Raw genomic sequence first — 17,688 nt, 5'->3', positions numbered from 1 at the left:
GTGTTAGATTTGCTATGTGACGGTTCAGGCAATAGCCCTTAGCGGTATTTGTTCAGGTTGCATTGAAGGAGCCTCAGATGCCCAAGACATTTCCCACGCCGCAATTGGTGATCTTTGACTGCGACGGGGTGCTGGTGGACAGCGAAACCGTGTCCAATCAGGCCATGGTGGACAATTTGGCGCGCCACGGCCTGTCGCTGACCCTGCCAGAGGCCATGGGGCATTTTGTTGGCGGCACCATGGCGGGGGTGATGGAGAAGGCCCGCGGGCTTGGCGCGGATCTGCCAGAGGGCTGGGTCGAGGAAATCTACGCCGAGACCTATGCGCGGCTGCGTGCAGGCGTTGGGCTGGTGCCGGGGATCCCGGATCTATTGGCGCGGCTCGATCAGCATAGCATTCCCACTTGCGTTGCCTCCAACGGCAGCGAAGAGAAGATGCGCATCACGCTCGGACAGAACGGGCTGTGGGAGCGGTTCCATCCGCAAGCGATGTTCTCGGCCCATGCGCTGGGCGTTGCGAAACCGGAACCGGGGTTGTTTCTGGCCGCAGCCAGCCATTTCGGGGCAGAGGCGCGCTCCTGTCTGGTGATCGAGGACAGTGCGACCGGTGCGCAGGCCGCATCCCGGGCCGGCATGCGCTGCCTTGGCTTTGCGCCGCACGGGCAGGGCGCAAAGCTGGCCGATCAGGGGGCAGAGGTGTTTACCGGCATGCAGGAGGTGCCAGCCCTGATTGGGCTAACCTGATCAGCCGTAGGTCGGGTGGAACTTGCCCGCAGGCGACAGGGTGAAGATATCGAACCCATCCGCGGTAACCCCGATCGAATGTTCGAACTGTGCTGACAGCGATTTGTCGCGGGTGACGGCGGTCCATTCATCGGCGAGGATCTTGGTCTCGGCGCGGCCCAGGTTCACCATGGGTTCGATGGTGAAGAACATGCCTTCCTCAAGAACCGGCCCGGTGCCCGGGCGGCCATAGTGCAGCACATTGGGCGGCGCGTGAAATACCTGCCCCAGTCCGTGACCACAGAAATCGCGCACCACGCTCATGCGCTGGGCTTCGACATAGGCCTGAATGGTGTGGCCGATGTCGCCAAAGGTATTGCCGGGTTTCACCGCTTCGATCCCCTTCATCAGGGCATCATGGGTGACCTGGATCAGCCGCTCGGCCTTGCGGGACAGCTTGCCTGCCACATACATGCGGCTGGTGTCGCCAAACCAGCCATCGACGATCACCGTCACATCGATGTTGAGGATATCGCCGTCCTTCAGCTTCTTGTCGCCGGGAATGCCGTGGCAGACCACGTGGTTCACCGAAATGCAGCTGGCGTGCTGGTAGCCCTTGTAGCCGATGGTGGCGGATTTCGCGCCTGCATCCTCGACCATCTGGGTGATGATGCGGTCAATTTCGCCAGTGGTCTGGCCGGGAAAGACATGGGGGGCAATATCATCCAGAATGCGTGCGGCCAGAGCGCCCGCCGTGTGCATGCCCGCAAAATCGGCGGGTTCGTGAATGCGGATGCCGTCCTTGGTGGTGCGGCCGTCTTTCGATCTCATCGGGCGGAGCTCCCTCGGGTGTTGTTGTCTTGCTATGTAAGCGGTCTTGGCCAAAAGGGCCAGAGGGGGCGGTGCAGTGACTACAAGGCCGCTGCATCCCCTGCATATCAGGCAGGCAGGGGCGGACCTGCAGGTGCCGGTTTCGTGATTTGAATACGCCACAGCTTTCCCCGAGCGTGCGACCGAATCTGAAATCAACGACAGGAAAACATCATGATCGGCTACGTCACGATTGGTGTCTCGGATATGGAGAACGCCAAAAATTTCTACACTGAACTCTTCGCGGCTGAAGGCGCCAAAGTCCTGATGGACGCAGGCCGCATCGCCTTTATCGGCAAGGACCGTACGGCGCCGATGCTGGCCGTCTGCACCCCGCATAACGGCGATGTCTGCACCAGCGGCAACGGCGGCATGCTGGCCTTTCCGGCCGGGGATAAGGACAACGTGCAGGTGATGTATGAAAAGGCGATCAGCCTTGGCGCCACCGACGAAGGCGAACCGGGCGAGCGTGTGCCGGACTTCTTCTATGGCGCCTATGTGCGCGATCCGGACGGCAACAAGCTCTGCTTTTACGTCATGGGCTGAGCCCAGCCCTTTGCAATTTCTCAGGAGTGCAGCCTTTTGGCTGCCTCCACCCACACGCCATCGGGTGAAATCCGCGTGGTGCAGACCAGCCGTTCGACCCCGGTTGCCTGCGCGTCATCAAAGGCCGCGGCGTAGGCCGGGTCGATATCCGCCGCCAATTGGAAGTGGTCGCAATCGGTGCGCTGCACGAGGTAGAGCATCACCGCCCGGTGCCCCTCGGCCACCATACTGGCCAGCTCTCCCAGATGTTTGGTGCCGCGCGCGGTGACGCTGTCGGGAAATTCCGCCAGACCTGGCTGACGCGACAGGGTCACGCTTTTCACCTCGACATAGCAATCGGGCAGACCTGGCTGGCTCAGCAGGAAATCGATACGGCTCTTCTCGCCGTATTTCACCTCGGCCCGCACGGTTTCATAGGCGGCAAGCTCGGCAATCTCGCGGGCCTCCAGCGCGGCTTTCAATGCGCGGTTCGGAACCGATGTGTCGACGCCCGTGAAATGGCCGTTTTCGTGATCGACCAGGCGCCAGCCATATTTCAGTTTCTTCTTCGGATCGTCGTTCGGCTCCAGCCAGATTTTCATCCCAGGTTCGGCCAGCCCCATCATCGATCCGGGGTTGGCGCAATGGGCTGTGATCTCGCGTCCATCCTCCAGCCGACAGTCGGCAAGGAAACGTTTGTAGCGGCGGATCAGCCGGGCGGGGATCAGAGGGGTTCCAAAGCGCATGTTCTTGGGCCTATACCTGCCTTAACACCGGATCAAGAGGAGAGGCGCCATGGGCAATCCAACCGCTGCAATGCTGGTTATCGGGGACGAAATCCTATCGGGGCGCACGCGCGATTCGAACATGCATTTTCTGGCCGGAGAGTTGACCAAACACGGCATCGACCTGCGTGAAGTTCGCATGATCAGCGACGACGAGGTGGCGATTATCGCAGGTGTCACCGCGCTGTCAGAAACCCATGACCATGTCTTCACCAGCGGCGGCATCGGGCCAACCCATGATGACATCACCGCCGATTGCATCGCCAAGGCATTTGGCGCGCATCTAGATGTCCGGGATGACGCTCGCGCGATCCTGCAGGCCCATTACGACAAATCGGGAACCGAGCTGAACGAAGCACGCCTGCGCATGGCCCGAATCCCGGATGGCGCTGCGCTGATCGACAATCCGGTGTCGGCGGCGCCGGGCTTTACGCTCAAGAACGTGCATGTGATGGCCGGGGTCCCGTCTGTGTTCGAGGCGATGGTGGCCAGCGTCCTGCCCACCCTGACCGGCGGCAGCCCGCTGTTGTCACAGACCCTGCGCGTGATGCGCGGCGAGGGCGAGATCGCAGGCAATCTTTCGGCACTGGCAGCGGATTTCTCTGATCTGTCGATCGGCTGCTACCCGTTTCAGAAGGACGGGGCTTTCGGGGCCAATGTGGTTGTGCGCGGCGCCGATGGAGCCCGCGTCGACGCGGCGGTCACGCGCCTTGCACAGGAGCTGGACCTGTGAGCACCGATCCCCTGTATTACGCTGTGGTTGATGGCACCTGGCCAGCGGCCTCAAAACGCGATCTTGGCCCAATCACCCTGCGCGAAGGGCAGGGTGGCGGCAGCCGGGTATCGGCGGCCACCACCAATGGTCCGGTCAACAAGGATCAGATTGCCGCTGCCGAAGAGGCCATGCGCGCCATGGGGCAGGAGCCCCTGTTCATGATCCGCGATGGCGATGATGTGCTGGATGCGCAGTTGGCGGCGCTGGAGTATGAGATCAAGGATCCGGTCAATATCTGGACCTGCCCACCGGCAAAGCTGACCGATGTGCCGATCCCGCGGGTCACCACCTTCTGCGTTTGGGAGCCGCTGGAAATCCAGCGCGAGATCTGGATCGCGGGTGGCATCGGGCCGGGGCGTATGGCGGTGATGGAGCGCGCACCGGGGCCGAAGACGGCACTGCTTGGGCGGTTCAACGACAAACCCGCCGGGGCGGGGTTCGTGGCTATCCACGATGAGGTTGCCATGGTGCACGCGCTGGAAATCCTGCCGCATCAGCGGCGCAAGGGGATGGGCGCATGGATGGTGCGGCAGGCGGCCTTTTGGGCGGCTGAACAGGGCGCGCGCGAGCTGGCACTGGTCTGCACCAAGGCGAACGCCGGGGCGAATGGTCTTTATGCCTCACTTGGAATGACCTGCAGCGGGCAGTACCACTACAGGCACAAACCTTGAGGGAGGAGAAAGAAGACCATGACCGATCAGCAAAACCCAACAGCGCTTGACCTGCCGCAGGTGGATCCGCTGCCGCCTGCGACGCAGAAGTATTTCGATATCTGTCAGGACAAACTGGGCATGGTGCCCAATGTGCTGCGGGCGCATGCCTTTGACATCGAAAAGCTGAACACATTCACCGCGCTTTATAACGATCTGATGCTGGGCGACAGCAACCTGAGTAAGCTGGAGCGGGAGATGATCGCGGTGGTGGTGTCTTCCTACAATCGCTGTTTCTACTGCCTTGCGGCACATGGCGCGGCGGTGCGTCAGTTGTCGGGTGATCCGAAGCTGGGCGAGATGCTGGTAATGAACTACCGGGTCGCGCCGCTGGATGCGCGCCAGCGTGCGATGCTGGATTTTGCCCTGCAACTGACCCGCGCCAGCGCCGAGGTCGAAGAGGCCGACCGGCAGGCTCTGCGCGATGTTGGTTTCAGCGATCGTGACATCTGGGACATTGCCAATGTGGCAGCCTTCTTCAACATGACAAACCGGGTGGCCAGCGGCACCGCTATGGTCCCGAACGACGATTACCACGCCCAGTACCGGTGATTGGGCGGTTTTTCATATCATTGGCGGCGGCCCTGTTTGCCGGGGCCGCGCTTTTTGTCTCGGCACCTTTGGCCCAGGCTGAAATGTCCTTACCGGTCGGCGCCCAGGCGCTAGCGCTGCGGGAAACCCCACTGGGCACCTATGCCTTGCCAACCGGCCCTGTGGGCGCCGATGGGGTGCCGTCCCGCGCGATCGAAGGGCGGATTTTGCGCCGCACCTATCGGATCCGGGGCGAGGCGACTGTTTTGCAGGTTCTGGCGCCCTTGCGGGAGCAGTTGCTGGAGACAGGATACGAGCTGCTCTTTCAATGCGAGGCGCGCCAGTGCGGCGGCTTTGATTTCCGGTTCGGCATTGAGGTGGTTCCAGCCCCGGATATGGCCGTCAGCATTGGCGATTATCACTTCCTGTCCGCCGTGAAGGGGGAGAGCGCCGTGACTCTGCTGGCCTCGCGCAGTGGCACCTCGGCCTATCTTCAGATCATCGAGGTCTCACCGCCCGAAGCCGCGGCGCTGGAACTGGCCCCATCCATTCCAGCAGAGCAGGCCGAGACGGCAGAAGCTGTCGGAGCAGGCACCGAAAGCCTGCCAGATGCCGACCCTACCGATCTGGCGCAGGCATTGCTGGAGCAGGGCCGGGCGATCCTGCCGGGGCTTGATTTCGGGACCGGAGATGTGGCGCTGGGCCAGGAAAATTATGAAAGCCTGAAAGCACTTGCCGAGTTCCTAGCCGAATTTCCAGACTATTCCGTGGTTGTGGTTGGTCACACCGATACGGTTGGCGGGTTGCAGGACAACACCGACCTGTCGCGGCGCCGGGCCGAGGCCGTGAAGACCCATCTTGTGGAGAAGTCTGGGGTGGATGAAACCCGGATTGAGGTGGCCGGTGTCGGCTATCTGGTGCCGGTCGCATCGAACCTCACGGCCGAAGGGCGGGAGGCAAACCGCCGGGTCGAGGCGGTGTTGCTGCCACGGCAAAAACCCTGAGGCAGGGCCATCACTGGCCGCCGGAAAAGGGCTTGACCGGCGCAAAAGCCTGCTCTACCCCAAGGGCAGGCCGCAGACGCCCGCCCCCCGCAGACGTGTACTCGTCGAGGTGAAGTTCTGTTTATTGCTACTGTTTCTGTCACCTTCTCCGCGTCTCGCGCGGGTGGTAACGCGGGTCCCATCCATTGAGCGAGATCGACGCATGAGGGCTTCAGAGCGATGCAAGATCCGACTCCCAATACATTTCTGACCGGGCGATTGCCGGTCATTTTCGCGAAAACCGCGATACCCATCATATTCGTCATGAGCATGAACGGCCTGCTGACGGTCGCCGATGCCCTGTTTCTGGGGCATTTCGTCGGCCCGCAGGCGCTGGCGGCGGTCACCGTGGTGTTTCCGTTTTACATGCTGATCGTGGCCTGCGCCACGCTGGTCTCTGCCGGCATGTCGAGCCTTCTGGCCCGCCACCTTGGCGGCTCCCGCTTTGATGAGGCCGAGAGTATCTATGCCGCTGCGCATTGGCTGGCCCTAGTCGTGGGGGGCATACTGATCCTGCTTTACCTTGGCCTGGGTGGGCTGCTGATCTGGCTGGTCACCGGCGGCGACAGCGCGCTTGCCGAATTGTCGGCCAGCTATCTTGGCATCCTGATCTTTGCCACGCCGCTGACCTTTGTGCTGGCGGTCAATTCTGACGCCCTGCGCAACGAGGGGCATGTGGGCATGATGGCCGCGATGAGCCTGTTGGTGTCGATAGGCAATATCGGTTTCAACTACCTGATGATCGCAGTGCTGGATCTTGGCGTTGCCGGTTCGGCCTATGGCACGGTCGAGGCGCAGCTTTTGGCGCTGGGCGTGATCCTTGCCTATCGTCACAGTCGTGGCACCCTGCTGCATCCGGTCATGGTGCTGCGCAACGTGATCCTACAGGGCAGCGGGCGCATTCTGGCGCTGGGCGCTCCGCAAAGCCTTGGCTTTATTGGTATTGCGCTTGGCTCCTCGGCAATCCTGACAGCTTTGCAGATGGTGGGCAGTCCGGACTACGAGGTTACGGTCACAGCCTATGGGATCGTGACGCGGGTCGTCACCTTTGCCTTCCTCCCGCTCTTGGGGGTGTCGCAAGCGATGCAGACGATCACCGGCAACAACTTTGGCGCGGGGCTGTGGCAGCGCAGTGATAACAGTCTGCAGATCGCCGTTCTGGTGGCACTGGGGTTCTGCCTGTCTGCGCAGGCGGTTTTCAGCCTGTTTGCGCCGCAGATCGCAGCGGCCTTTGTGACCGACCCTGCCGTGGTGGCAAAGGTGGCCGTTATCATGTCGGTAATGCTGGCCTTGTTTGTCCTGTCGGGACCTTTGATGATGCTGGCGGCCCATTTCCAGGCCATCGGTGACGCGCGACGCGCTGCTGTGCTGAGTCTGTCAAAGCCCTTTGCCTTTGCCATTCCACTGACCTTTGCCTTGCCGCTGTGGTTTGGTGAAATGGCGATATGGTGGGCGGGGCCATCGTCTGAGGTTCTGCTGCTGCTGTTGGCGGTCTGGGTCCTGTGGACACGGGCGCGCAGCACCCGGCTCAGCTGGGGCGTATTCACGACAACCGAGGAGGCGCGGTCATGAGCGCAACACTACCGACACTGGTTGAGGCCAAAGCACAGGCCAAACGTCTGCGCATGGGGCTGGAGGCCGAAGGGCGCGAGATCAGCCACAGTCAGAGCCTTGAGCTGGTGGCACGTCAGCATGGGTTTCGCGACTGGAATACCTTTCACGCCGCGATGGGCAACCGGCCGCCAGAGGGATTTACCCCCGGCGGGCGGATTGAGGGGACCTATCTGTCGCAGCCCTTTGCGGCAACGGTTCTGGCCGTCGAAATGCTGCGGCCCGGCTGGTTCCGGCTGGAATTGGATCTGGACGAGGCGGTCGACGTGGTCACATTCGACAGTTTCTCGAACTTCCGCAAACGAATCCGGGGCACGGTCGGCCCCTCGGGCACCTCGCGGGAGCGGACCTCGGACGGGACGCCGCATCTGGTGATCGAGATCTGAGATCTTGCTCCCAAGACAAAAAAGCCCCCCGCAGTGTGCGGGGGGCAGTTTCACGAGGGAGGGTCGTGTGTTTCAGGGGCCAGTCACCACTTCACCGGGTCGCGGTCGGCAAAGGCATGGACAAGGAAATCAATGAAGGCGCGCACCTTGGGCTGGGTGAATTTCCCAGGCGGGTAGACGGCATAGATGCCCAGAGTCTCGACCGGCAGGTTGGGCATCACGTCTTCGATCAACCCCTCTGACATGGCTTCCGAGTAGAGGTAGCTAGGCAGGTAGGCGATGCCGAGGCCGGAGATGGCCGCATTCAGAAGCGATTGTCCGTCGTTCACCGACAGCCAGCCGGTCGTGCGAACCTGACGTTTCTCGCCAGAGGGGGCGGTGATCTTCCAGACATTGCCACTCGACTGGTTGGAATAATGCAGCAACTTGTGGGTGTTCAGATCGTCGATCTTTTGCGGCCGCCCGTATTGCTCCAGATAGGCGGGCGAGGCGATCATACGTTTGGTGGTTTCGGTCAGCTTGCGGGCTCTGAGAGAGCTGTCTTCCAGCTCGCCGATCCGTAGCGCCATATCAAAACCTTCCGAGATCAGTTCGACATAGCGGTTGTTCAGCACCATGTTGACGGTGATCTCGGGGAAATCGCGCAGGAATTCGGACAGGACCGGCGACAGGTGATTGACGCCGAAATCGGTGGCAACCGAGATCCGCAGCAGGCCCGAGGGCGCGGATTGCATCGAGGTCACCAGCGCATCGGCTTCGCCTGCGTCATTCAGGACGCGCCGCGCCCGGTCGTAATAGGCCAGCCCGATTTCGGTCGGCGATACCCGCCGGGTTGTGCGGTTCAGAAGACGTGCGCCAAGCCTGGCTTCGAGGCTGGAGACGTGTTTGGAGACAGCGGATTTGGAGATCCCCATCTTGCGCGCCGCATCGGTGAACCCGCCCTGGTCCACAACATTTGCGAAGGCCTCCATTTCGGTCAGTCGATCCATCGTTGCCCGTCCTCGTCCTGTTGTCTGACCTCAGGTTTTGACGGGCAATTCGGGCAAGAACGGGGCGAGCTTGGGATAATTGCGGGGTTTTTACTGCATCGTTTACGCTTGCGAAACGAAATCCTGAGGCGCGGGAGGGGCCGGGGGCTGGACAAAAGGCGATGCTTCGCTCCGCACCGAAGCCTTTGTCGGGCAGGGGGCGGTAAATCCCTGCCATCCAATCACGATCTCAAGAGGAGTTTCCCATGCTGACCTGCGTCATCCGTTATCACATCGATCCCACCCAGCGCGATAACTTTGCGCAATACGCCCGCAATTGGGGGCAGGCGATCCCGCGCTGTGGCGCTGACCTGATCGGATATTTCGCGCCGCACGAAGGGTCGTCAACGCTGGCCTACGGGATCTATAACGTGGACAGTCTTGCCGCCTATGAAGACTACCGTGCCCGTCTGGCAGAGGATCCTCTGGGGCGGGAGAACTACGCATTTGCCCAGCGGGAGAAATTCCTTGTCCGCGAGGACAGGACGTGGCTCAAACGGGTTTCTGAACCACATGGAGACAGCGCATGATCGCGGTAATTTTCGAAGTCACACCGGCAGCTGGTAAGAAGGAGCCTTATCTGCAGGTCGCAGCCCGGATGCGGGATCTGCTGGAGGATATGGAGGGGTTCATCTCGGTCGAACGGTTTCAGAGCCTGACGAACCCCGAAAAGCTGCTGTCGCTGTCCTTCTGGGAGGATGAAGAGGCGGTGGCGCGCTGGCGCGCGCTGTCTGAACATCGGGGCGCACAGAAACAGGGGCGGGACAATCTCTTTGCCGGGTATCGCCTGCGCGTGGCCGGGGTGGTCCGGGACTATGGTATGGAAGAGCGCGATCAGGCGCCTGAAGACAGCCTCGAGGTGCACGGCTGAACAGGCGGTAGAATGCGCCTGTAGGACAGGATTTCCGATCCGCTTGAGGCTTGGAGAGGCGAGCCATCATAGCAACGAGAGGCGCGTTCCTCCCGCCTGTCGCCTGGACTTTTGAAAAAGACCAGCTCCCGTTGGGCGTGGCACCGCGCATCGCGCGGTGCCACGGCACCGCGCATCGCGCGGTGCCACGCCCAAGGCCGCCAAGTGGGGCGGTGCAATCGGGCTGCCAGCGGATGCGGGAGCGCACCGCTGCTGATCGTGACCTGCCGGACCCGTCAGAGGGTGGCGGCGAGGCGGGTGCCTTGGTTGATCGCCCGTTTGGCATCGAGTTCCGCTGCGACATCGGCGCCACCGATCACATGGGCGGTGATGCCTTTCGCCTTTAGCGCATCGGCCAGGGAGCGTTCCGAAAGCTGACCCGCGCAAAGCACGATGGTGTCGGCCGGGATCACAGTTGGGTTTTCCCGCGCCTCGCCAAAGCTGACGTGCAGGCCCGCATCGTCGATCCGCTCGTAATTCAAGCCGCCGACGAATTCGACCTCCTTCATCTTCAGCGCGGCGCGGTGGATCCAGCCGGTTGTCTTGCCGAGCCTTTTGCCATGACGCTCGGCCTTGCGCTGCAGCAAGGTAACATGGCGGGCTGGAGCCTCGGGCTGCGGCCCTTCGGGGGCAAGGCCGGAGCGGTGCTCGGCCGGATCGGTGACGCCCCATTCCTTCATCCACAGCGGCAGATCTGTGGTCGGGCTGGTACCTTCGTGCAGCAGGTATTCGGAGACATCAAAACCAATCCCGCCTGCACCGATCACAGCGACGCGCGCACCCACCGGGGCCTTGCCCCGCAGCACATCGATATAGCTCAGCACGTTGTCGCGGTCCTGCCCGGGAATACCCGGATCGCGCGGGATGACGCCGGTTGCGATCACCACCTCGTCAAACCCGGTCAGATCCTCGGCTTGGGCCTCGCGGCCCAGCTCCAGCGAGATACCGGCATCTGCGACCATGGCGCGGTACCAGTCCACCAGCCCCCAGAACTCTTCTTTTCCGGGCACCTGCTTGGCCATGTTGAGCTGGCCACCGATTTCATCCGCCTTGTCAAACAGCGTCACCTTGTGTCCGCGCTCAGCAGCGGTGAGGGCGGTCGAGAGGCCCGCAGGACCAGCGCCAACGATGGCGACAGTTTTGGGCGTAGCGGCCTTTTCGATCACCAGTTCGGTCTCGTGACAGGCCTGCGGGTTCACCAGGCAGGAGGTCAGCTTGCCCCCGAACGTGTGATCCAGACAGGCCTGATTGCAGGCGATGCAGGGCGCGATATGGCTGGCTTGCCCGGCCTCGGCCTTGGCCACGAAATGCGCATCCGCCAGCAGCGGGCGAGCCATCGAGACCATATCGGCGCAGCCGGCTTCCAAGACGTCTTCGGCGACCTCGGGCGTGTTGATCCGGTTCGAGGTGATGACGGGGATGGAGACCTTGCCCATCAGTTTCTTGGTGACCCAGGCAAAGGCGGCGCGCGGCACCGATGTTGCGATGGTAGGGATGCGCGCCTCGTGCCAGCCGATGCCAGTGTTGATGATCGTAGCGCCCGCCTGCTCAATCTTCTGCGCCAGCTGCACCACTTCATCATGGGTCGAGCCATCCGGCACCAGATCGATCATCGACAGGCGGTAGATGATGATGAAATCACTGCCGACCGCCGCGCGGGTGCGGCGCACCACCTCGATCGGCAGGCGCATGCGGTTTTCATAAGATCCGCCCCAGCGGTCGGTGCGTTTGTTGGTATGGGTGACCAGGAACTGGTTCAGGAAATACCCTTCGGAGCCCATGATCTCGACCCCGTCATAGCCAGCCTCTTTTGCCAGCCGGGCTGCATTCACGATGTCCGAGACCTGTTTCTCGATCCCGTCCTCGTCCAGCTCGGTCGGCGGGAAGGGCGAGATCGGCGATTTGATGGCGCTGGGCGCCACGCATTTTGGCCCATAGGCATAGCGCCCGGCGTGCAGAATTTGCATGGCGATCTTGCCGCCTGCCGTGTGCACGCGGTCCGTGACGATGCTGTGGTTCTTCACGTCCTCTTCGGTGGTCATCATCGCGGCCCCGGGCAGGACCGAGCCTTCGAGGTTGGGACCGATGCCGCCGGTCACCATCAGGGCAACGCCGCCCCTTGCGCGTTCGGCGTAGAATTCCGCCACCCGGTTCCAGTCGCGGGTCTCCTCAAGGCCCGTATGCATGGACCCCATCAGCACGCGGTTTTTCAGCGTGGTAAAGCCAAGATCCAGCGGCGCCAGAAGGTTTGGGTACGCAGTCATGACACTCTCCCTATCGTTTGCCGGGCAGGATCGCGCCACGGCGGGCGTTTGTCACCTGTCAACGCGGCGTCACCCCCTTGCGTGCCCCGGCGGCAGCAGGTCTAATCGCCGGGAACAGACCCAGGGAATGCCTATGACACCGGAAGACATCGCCAAGCTGCCCTACCGCCGCAACGTCGGCGTTATGATGATAAACACCGACGGGGCGGTCTTTGTCGGACAGCGCGCGGACCGCTACAAGGATGCCTGGCAGATGCCGCAGGGCGGGATCGACGAGGGTGAGGACCCGCGCACCGCGGCCCTGCGGGAGCTGGAGGAAGAAACCGGCGTTCTGCCCTCTCTGGTCGAGATTGTCGCCGAATCGGAAGGCTGGCTGCCCTATGATCTGCCACATGACGTGGTGCCCAGCTTCTGGGGTGGGCGTTATCGCGGACAAGAGCAGAAATGGTACCTGATGCGGTTTCTGGGCACTGACGATCAGGTCAGAATCGACACCGAACATCCGGAATTTTCCGCCTGGTGCTGGCAGCCGGTAGAGCATCTGGTGGAGAAGATCGTCCCCTTCAAGCGCGAGGTCTATGCGCGGGTGGTCGAGGAATTCGAAAGGTACTTATAGAATGGTACGACTTCCCAAGCTGGTTCGCCGGGCGGCGTCGTTGTTTGTATCCTGTGTGGCGCTCGGCGCTGCCACCTCTGCTTCCGCGCTCAGCTGTGTGCCCTGGGGCGTTCCGGATGCCTATCTTGCGGCGGCGAATTCCAACCGCTCCTACGCAATCCTGCAGGGGCGCCTGTCTTTTGATGAACGTCGCCTGCCACGACCGCCTGCCGGAAACCCTAATGCGGCCCCGCCGGTCACCCAGTTTCGCGGAAGTTTCAACGGGGACCTTCTGGGGGCACGGGATTTCGATCAAGCCGTGCGCGCCGATGTGGTGATCGAGGTGCAATGCATGGGGCCGTGGTGCGGCAAGGCCAAATCCGGTGTCGAGTATCTGATTTTTGCCGAACAGCGGGGCAGGGACCTGATCGTCCGTTTCGATCCCTGCGGCAGCTTTGCCTTTGGCGGCGATGTGCACAGCTTTCGCAAGCAGGTGCTGGACTGCCACCGCGGCAAGGCTTGTGTGCCTCTGGCGCCGCAGTAGTAGACGGGGTCACTCCGCAGGCGCGGGGCGCGGGCGTGCCGGTTTGGCTGCAGCCTGACCCAGCCAGACGCTGAACAGGGCAAAGATGGCGCCGGTCAGCTGGTAGATACTGAGGGTTTCCTGCATCCAGAGCCAGCCCAGGATGACAGCCGTCAGCGGGCTGAGTACCCCCAGAAGCGATACGGCTGAGGGTTCGATGCGCGACAAGCCCCGGAACCACAGAATATAGGTCAGCGCGCCGCCGATCAGGCTCATATAGGCAAGGCCCAGGATGTTCTCTGCGGTGAAGACCGGCATTTCGGGCACTGCCCAAAGTGTGACGGGCATCAGCAGGATTCCCCCTGCAGTCAGCTGCCAGGCGGTAAAGGTTAGGGGCGGCACAGGCGGCTGCCATTTGCGGGTCAGCACAACCCCGGCCGCCATAGACAGGGCGCCAGCAAGGCCTGCCAGAACTCCGACCATGTCCAGCTTGGCCGCGGGCGTCAGCACCAGCAGGGCAACCCCTGCGATGCTGAGCGCCGCCGCCAGGAGCGACGCAGGCCTGATGGGCGATTGCAGAACCAGCGCCGACAGGAAGACCACGACCAGCGGCTGTATCGCGCCCAGGGTCGCAGCCACCCCGCCGGGCAGGCGGTAGGCGGAGAGAAACAGGAAGCTCCAGAACAGAGAGAAATTCAGCGCGCCAAGTACCATGAGCTTTGGCACCCAGTTGAGTGGTGGCAGCCTGCGCACGAAGAGGAGCAGCAACAGCCCCGCCGGCAAAGCGCGCAATAGCGCCACGACAAAGGGTGAATGACCGGGCAAGAGGTTGGTCGTCACGATATAGCTGCTGCCCCAAATGGCAGGGGCCAGCGCGGTCAGAAAGAGGTCGCGGGACAGCATGGGGTCTTCTCCAAAATTATCTCGACATCGAAGTAACAATATTTAATCTTGACGTCAAGATGTCTCTCCGCAAAACAGGAAAGATGGATCATGTGGATTTTGTCACCCAGCAATGGGAACGGGAGCGGCCGGACCTTGATGTGTCCGCCATGGGAATAATCGGCCGGGTGGGACGCCTTTATTTGGCCTATCAGGCAGAGATGCAGAAGACGTTTCAACGTTTTGGTCTCAACGCCGCCAAATTCGACGTGCTGGCGACGCTGCGCCGGGCGGGCGCGCCATATGAGTTGTCTCCAGGGGATCTCTTGAAGGCGACGATGGTGGCTTCGGGCACGATGACCAACCGGATTGACCGGCTGGAGGCAGACGGGCTGGTGCGCCGCAAGGTGAACCCGGCGGACAGCCGCAGTTTCCTGATTGCCTTGACCGAAAAGGGCGGTGCGCTGATCGACGAGGCCCTGGAGGCGCATGTGGCCACCCAGTCGGGGCTGCTTAAAGGGCTAAAGGCAGAGGAGCTGGACCAGTTCAAAGGCTTGCTGTCCAAGGCATTGATCTCGGCCGGAAGCGATTGAGGCCCTGCGCGGGCTAATGCCCTTGCGTTCTACGCCCGACGAAAGGGAGTGCCCCTTGGGGCATATTCGATGGGCGGGAGTTTTCCCGCCCACGGATTTGGCTCTGTGACTTAGAGCAGCCCTTCGGCCTGCAGCACCGCGCGCATGTCCTTTTCGGGACGCGGGCCGATATGGCTGATCACCTCGGCGGCGCAGATGTTGCCGATCTTGGCGCAGGTCTCCAGATCGCGGCCCGTGGCCAGACCGAAGAGGAACCCGGCCGCGAACTGATCGCCAGCACCGGTGGCATCGACGGGCACGACCTTGGTGACCGGAACATCGATGCGGGTCTCGCCCGCAATCACCGAAACCCCGTCGCCGGAGCGGGTGCAGACCACCAGCGGACAGATTGCGGCGGTCTTGGCCAGGGCTTCCTCCAGATCTTCGGTTTCAAACAGCGAGCGGATTTCGGCTTCGTTGCCGATCACGAATTCCAGTTCATTCTCGATCAGCGACAGGAAGTCGGCGCGGTGGCGTTCGACGCAGAAGGGGTCTGAGATGGCGATACCGGGCTTGCCGCCACCCTTGCGGCAATCGCGGGCGGCCTCCATGAAGGCGGTCTTGCCCTTGTCCTTGTCAAAGAGATAGCCCTCAAGGAACATGATCTGGGTCTGCCCGGCCACCTCATTCGGCACATCTGCAGAGCTGAGCTCGGATGAGATGCCAAGATAGGTGTTCATCGACCGCTCCCCGTCCGGGGAGACGAAGATCATCGAGCGCGACGTCGGCAGCTCGCCCCCCGGGACCGGCGGGTTGACGAAATCGACGCCGTCTTCGTTCATCGCGTCGGCGTAGAACCGGCCCAGAGCATCGTCATGCACGCGCCCGATAAAGGCCGCATCGATGCCAAGCGCACCTGCGCCGGCAATGGTATTGGCGACCGAGCCACCGGGGGTTTGCACGCGGCCTTCCATCGCACCATAAAGCACTTCGCCGCGATCCCGTTCGATCAGCTGCATGATGCCTTTCTCGATCCCCATGTGATCGAGAAAGCTGTCATCGCATTGACTGATCACATCGACGACGGCATTGCCGATGCCGACAATCTGGTAGGTCTTCATAGATTCTTGTCCTCATATTGGCACAGGTCGCGGATGATGCAGGTGCCGCACATCGGCTTGCGTGCCTTGCAGTGATAGCGGCCGTGCAGGATCAGCCAGTGATGGGCATGCTGCTGGAAATCGACCGGAATATTGTCTTCGATGGCGCGTTCGACCGCGTCCACATCCTTGCCCGGGCAGATGCCCGAGCGGTTGCCAACCCGGAAAATATGCGTATCCACCGCTTGTGCCGGGTAATGCCACCACATGTTCAGAACCACATTGGCGGTCTTACGGCCTACACCGGGCAGGGATTGCAATGCGGCGCGGGAATTGGGCACCTCGCCGCCGTAGTCGTCGACCAGAATGCGGGCCATCTTGATGACGTTCTTGGCCTTGTTGCGGTAAAGACCGATCGTCTTGATATGTTCGATCAGCCCCTCTTCGCCGAGGTCGAGCATCTTTTGCGGCGTATCGGCGATCTTGAACAGCTCATGCGTTGCCTTGTTGACGCCTGCATCCGTCGCCTGCGCCGACAGGGCGACGGCCACCACCAGCGTATAGGCGTTGACGTGATCCAATTCGCCCTTGGGTTCCGGCTCGGCGGCCTGAAAACGCGAAAAGATTTCGCGCAGTGTATGATAGTCGAGTTGCTTGGCCATGCTGCTCCTTTTGCCGGTCTGCGGCGAAGGGCGCAAATGAAAAAACTCCAATGGTTTCATCGTGCCGCAGGCGCTGTTGTGCTTGCAACAGATCGCTCGGGCCCCCGCAATGCGCAAATTCCGGGTCGCTGGTCGCCGGTGTCCGCTCTACTGTGTTGCTGGACCCTTTGCAGGAGAACAGGGAAAGATGCGCGAAGCGGGTGAACAGAGCTATCACTATGGCGTCATAGGCCGGGCCATTGAGCTGATCGACGCAGGCGGAGAGGACCTGGGTCTTGCAGAGCTGGCCGCCCACATGAACATGAGCCCTGCGCATTTCCAGCGGGTGTTTTCGGCCTGGGTCGGTGTTTCGCCCAAACGTTATCAGCAATATCTGCGGCTGGGCCACGCCAAGAGCCTGCTGCAAGAGCGGTTTTCAACCCTTGAAACGGCCCACGCGGTGGGGCTGTCCGGCTCCGGGCGGCTGCACGATCTGTTTCTGCGCTGGGAGGCGATGAGCCCCGGCGAATACGCCCGCAAAGGCGCGGGGCTGACAATCCGTTGGGGTTGGTTCGACAGTCCATTCGGTTTGGCGCTTGTCATGGGCACCGAGAAGGGGATCTGTGGTCTCGCTTTTGCGGCCGAAACCGGGGCTGAGCCGACCCTGGCCGATATGCGCGCGCGCTGGCCAAATGCCGATTATGTCGAAGACCCGATGATGCTGCGCCCCTTGGCCGAGGCGATCTTTGCCCAAAAAGGCGAGGCTGCGCTGCACATGATGGGCGCGCCGCTGCAGATAAAGGTCTGGGAGGCGCTACTGCGGATCCCGTCGGGCCATGTCACCACATACTCCGAACTCGCCCGTGCCATTGATAACCCACGCGCGGTGCGGGCCGTGGGGACGGCTGTGGGCAAGAACCCCATGAGCTGGCTCATTCCCTGCCACCGGGTCCTGCGCAAGGGCGGCGATATCGGTGGCTATCACTGGGGAGTGCCGGTCAAACGCGCGATGCTGGCTTTTGAGGCCGCGCGTGATGACAGCGCGTCGGAGAAGGAAGCGGACTTTCCGGCTGTGGCAGGCGAAGCCGAAGGAACTGGGCGGCAAACCGCCTAGGTTTTGCACTCTGCGCTTGAGCAGCAGCGTCGCAGCGATGATATAATCAAATGAAATCAGCGGTGCGTGAGACTTCGCCGGGCAAGGACGAGCCAAGCCCG

At 62.0% G+C, this 17,688-nt stretch carries 21 protein-coding genes; 14 read left to right on the top strand and 7 right to left on the bottom strand.

What is annotated here, in order from left to right; genetic code table 11:
* The first annotated feature begins 77 nt into the window (after positions 1-77).
* Positions 78-743, top strand: coding sequence for an HAD family phosphatase (locus AAFO90_RS10650; protein WP_347509391.1), 666 nt, complete (start codon positions 78-80; stop codon positions 741-743).
* Here AAFO90_RS10650 and map read toward each other — a convergent pair whose 3' ends face one another.
* Positions 744-1,553, bottom strand: a complete 810-nt coding sequence (gene map, locus AAFO90_RS10645) for a type I methionyl aminopeptidase (protein WP_065271377.1) — start codon at positions 1,551-1,553, stop codon at positions 744-746. It abuts the gene before it with no gap.
* A 213-nt stretch (positions 1,554-1,766) separates the two neighbouring features.
* On the opposite strand from map, the gene AAFO90_RS10640 reads away from it, so the two are divergent.
* Entirely contained in the window at positions 1,767-2,138 is a 372-nt protein-coding gene (locus AAFO90_RS10640; protein ID WP_347509390.1) for a VOC family protein, read from the top strand.
* A gap of 20 nt (positions 2,139-2,158) precedes the next feature.
* Here the strand turns inward: AAFO90_RS10640 and sfsA are convergent, their stop codons facing one another.
* The gene (gene sfsA, locus AAFO90_RS10635; protein ID WP_347509389.1) at positions 2,159-2,863 is read right to left on the bottom strand and encodes a DNA/RNA nuclease SfsA; all 705 of its coding nucleotides are present in this window, start codon (positions 2,861-2,863) and stop codon (positions 2,159-2,161) included.
* A gap of 49 nt (positions 2,864-2,912) precedes the next feature.
* Between sfsA and AAFO90_RS10630 the strand changes: the two genes are divergently transcribed.
* The 6 genes from AAFO90_RS10630 to AAFO90_RS10605 all read left to right on the top strand — a co-directional run bounded on the left by AAFO90_RS10630 (position 2,913) and on the right by AAFO90_RS10605 (position 7,958).
* Entirely contained in the window at positions 2,913-3,635 is a 723-nt protein-coding gene (locus AAFO90_RS10630; RefSeq protein WP_347509388.1) for a molybdopterin-binding protein, read from the top strand.
* Positions 3,632-4,348, top strand: coding sequence for a GNAT family N-acetyltransferase (locus tag AAFO90_RS10625; protein ID WP_274840164.1), 717 nt, complete (start codon positions 3,632-3,634; stop codon positions 4,346-4,348). The genes AAFO90_RS10630 and AAFO90_RS10625 overlap by 4 nt, the downstream gene beginning before the upstream one ends.
* Before the next feature lie 18 nt (positions 4,349-4,366).
* Entirely contained in the window at positions 4,367-4,939 is a 573-nt protein-coding gene (locus AAFO90_RS10620) for a peroxidase-related enzyme (protein ID WP_065271372.1), read from the top strand.
* Between the two features lie 83 nt (positions 4,940-5,022).
* Positions 5,023-5,922, top strand: a complete 900-nt coding sequence (locus AAFO90_RS10615; protein ID WP_347509387.1) for an OmpA family protein — start codon at positions 5,023-5,025, stop codon at positions 5,920-5,922.
* Positions 5,923-6,141: 219 nt separating this feature from the next.
* Positions 6,142-7,533, top strand: coding sequence for an MATE family efflux transporter (locus AAFO90_RS10610; RefSeq protein WP_347509386.1), 1,392 nt, complete (start codon positions 6,142-6,144; stop codon positions 7,531-7,533).
* Positions 7,530-7,958 carry a glyoxalase superfamily protein gene (locus AAFO90_RS10605; protein ID WP_347509385.1) on the top strand — a complete coding sequence of 143 codons (429 nt, stop codon included), beginning with the start codon at positions 7,530-7,532 and terminating at the stop codon, positions 7,956-7,958. Before AAFO90_RS10610 ends, AAFO90_RS10605 begins: the two co-directional genes overlap by 4 nt.
* A gap of 83 nt (positions 7,959-8,041) precedes the next feature.
* Here the strand turns inward: AAFO90_RS10605 and AAFO90_RS10600 are convergent, their stop codons facing one another.
* Positions 8,042-8,947, bottom strand: a complete 906-nt coding sequence (locus AAFO90_RS10600; protein WP_065271369.1) for a LysR family transcriptional regulator — start codon at positions 8,945-8,947, stop codon at positions 8,042-8,044.
* Positions 8,948-9,192: 245 nt separating this feature from the next.
* Between AAFO90_RS10600 and AAFO90_RS10595 the strand changes: the two genes are divergently transcribed.
* Together AAFO90_RS10595 and AAFO90_RS10590 are read left to right on the top strand one after the other, a co-directional pair.
* Positions 9,193-9,516: an NIPSNAP family protein gene (locus AAFO90_RS10595; RefSeq protein WP_274829784.1), complete on the top strand. Its 324-nt coding sequence runs from the start codon at positions 9,193-9,195 to the stop codon at positions 9,514-9,516.
* Complete coding sequence (locus tag AAFO90_RS10590; protein ID WP_347509384.1) at positions 9,513-9,857, top strand: antibiotic biosynthesis monooxygenase; 345 nt, start codon at positions 9,513-9,515, stop codon at positions 9,855-9,857. Before AAFO90_RS10595 ends, AAFO90_RS10590 begins: the two co-directional genes overlap by 4 nt.
* A 275-nt stretch (positions 9,858-10,132) precedes the next feature.
* Here AAFO90_RS10590 and AAFO90_RS10585 read toward each other — a convergent pair whose 3' ends face one another.
* On the bottom strand, positions 10,133-12,160 hold the full coding sequence (locus AAFO90_RS10585; RefSeq protein WP_347509383.1) for an NADPH-dependent 2,4-dienoyl-CoA reductase: 2,028 nt from the start codon (positions 12,158-12,160) through the stop codon (positions 10,133-10,135).
* Positions 12,161-12,293: 133 nt separating this feature from the next.
* Between AAFO90_RS10585 and AAFO90_RS10580 the strand changes: the two genes are divergently transcribed.
* The gene (locus AAFO90_RS10580; protein ID WP_274832632.1) at positions 12,294-12,776 is read left to right on the top strand and encodes an RNA pyrophosphohydrolase; all 483 of its coding nucleotides are present in this window, start codon (positions 12,294-12,296) and stop codon (positions 12,774-12,776) included.
* 1 nt (position 12,777) lies between these two features.
* The gene (locus AAFO90_RS10575; protein WP_274829782.1) at positions 12,778-13,299 is read left to right on the top strand and encodes a hypothetical protein; all 522 of its coding nucleotides are present in this window, start codon (positions 12,778-12,780) and stop codon (positions 13,297-13,299) included.
* 9 nt (positions 13,300-13,308) lie between these two features.
* Here AAFO90_RS10575 and AAFO90_RS10570 read toward each other — a convergent pair whose 3' ends face one another.
* Entirely contained in the window at positions 13,309-14,181 is an 873-nt protein-coding gene (locus tag AAFO90_RS10570) for an EamA family transporter (RefSeq protein ID WP_274834925.1), read from the bottom strand.
* Positions 14,182-14,264: 83 nt separating this feature from the next.
* Between AAFO90_RS10570 and AAFO90_RS10565 the strand changes: the two genes are divergently transcribed.
* Positions 14,265-14,753, top strand: a complete 489-nt coding sequence (locus AAFO90_RS10565) for a MarR family transcriptional regulator (protein WP_274866816.1) — start codon at positions 14,265-14,267, stop codon at positions 14,751-14,753.
* Between the two features lie 110 nt (positions 14,754-14,863).
* Here AAFO90_RS10565 and AAFO90_RS10560 read toward each other — a convergent pair whose 3' ends face one another.
* Positions 14,864-15,853, bottom strand: coding sequence for an adenosine kinase (locus AAFO90_RS10560; protein ID WP_065271362.1), 990 nt, complete (start codon positions 15,851-15,853; stop codon positions 14,864-14,866).
* Positions 15,850-16,494 carry an endonuclease III gene (nth, locus tag AAFO90_RS10555; protein ID WP_065271361.1) on the bottom strand — a complete coding sequence of 215 codons (645 nt, stop codon included), beginning with the start codon at positions 16,492-16,494 and terminating at the stop codon, positions 15,850-15,852. The genes AAFO90_RS10560 and nth overlap by 4 nt, the downstream gene beginning before the upstream one ends.
* Positions 16,495-16,681: 187 nt before the next feature.
* On the opposite strand from nth, the gene AAFO90_RS10550 reads away from it, so the two are divergent.
* Positions 16,682-17,587: a bifunctional helix-turn-helix domain-containing protein/methylated-DNA--[protein]-cysteine S-methyltransferase gene (locus AAFO90_RS10550; RefSeq protein ID WP_347509382.1), complete on the top strand. Its 906-nt coding sequence runs from the start codon at positions 16,682-16,684 to the stop codon at positions 17,585-17,587.
* The last annotated feature ends 101 nt before the right edge of the window (positions 17,588-17,688 follow it).

The organism is Phaeobacter sp. CAU 1743 (assembly GCF_039839315.1).
Classification (GTDB): domain Bacteria; phylum Pseudomonadota; class Alphaproteobacteria; order Rhodobacterales; family Rhodobacteraceae; genus Phycobacter; species Phycobacter gallaeciensis_A.
The sequence above is the reverse complement of the archived record's forward strand: the minus strand, read 5'-3'. Positions and strand labels throughout refer to the sequence as shown.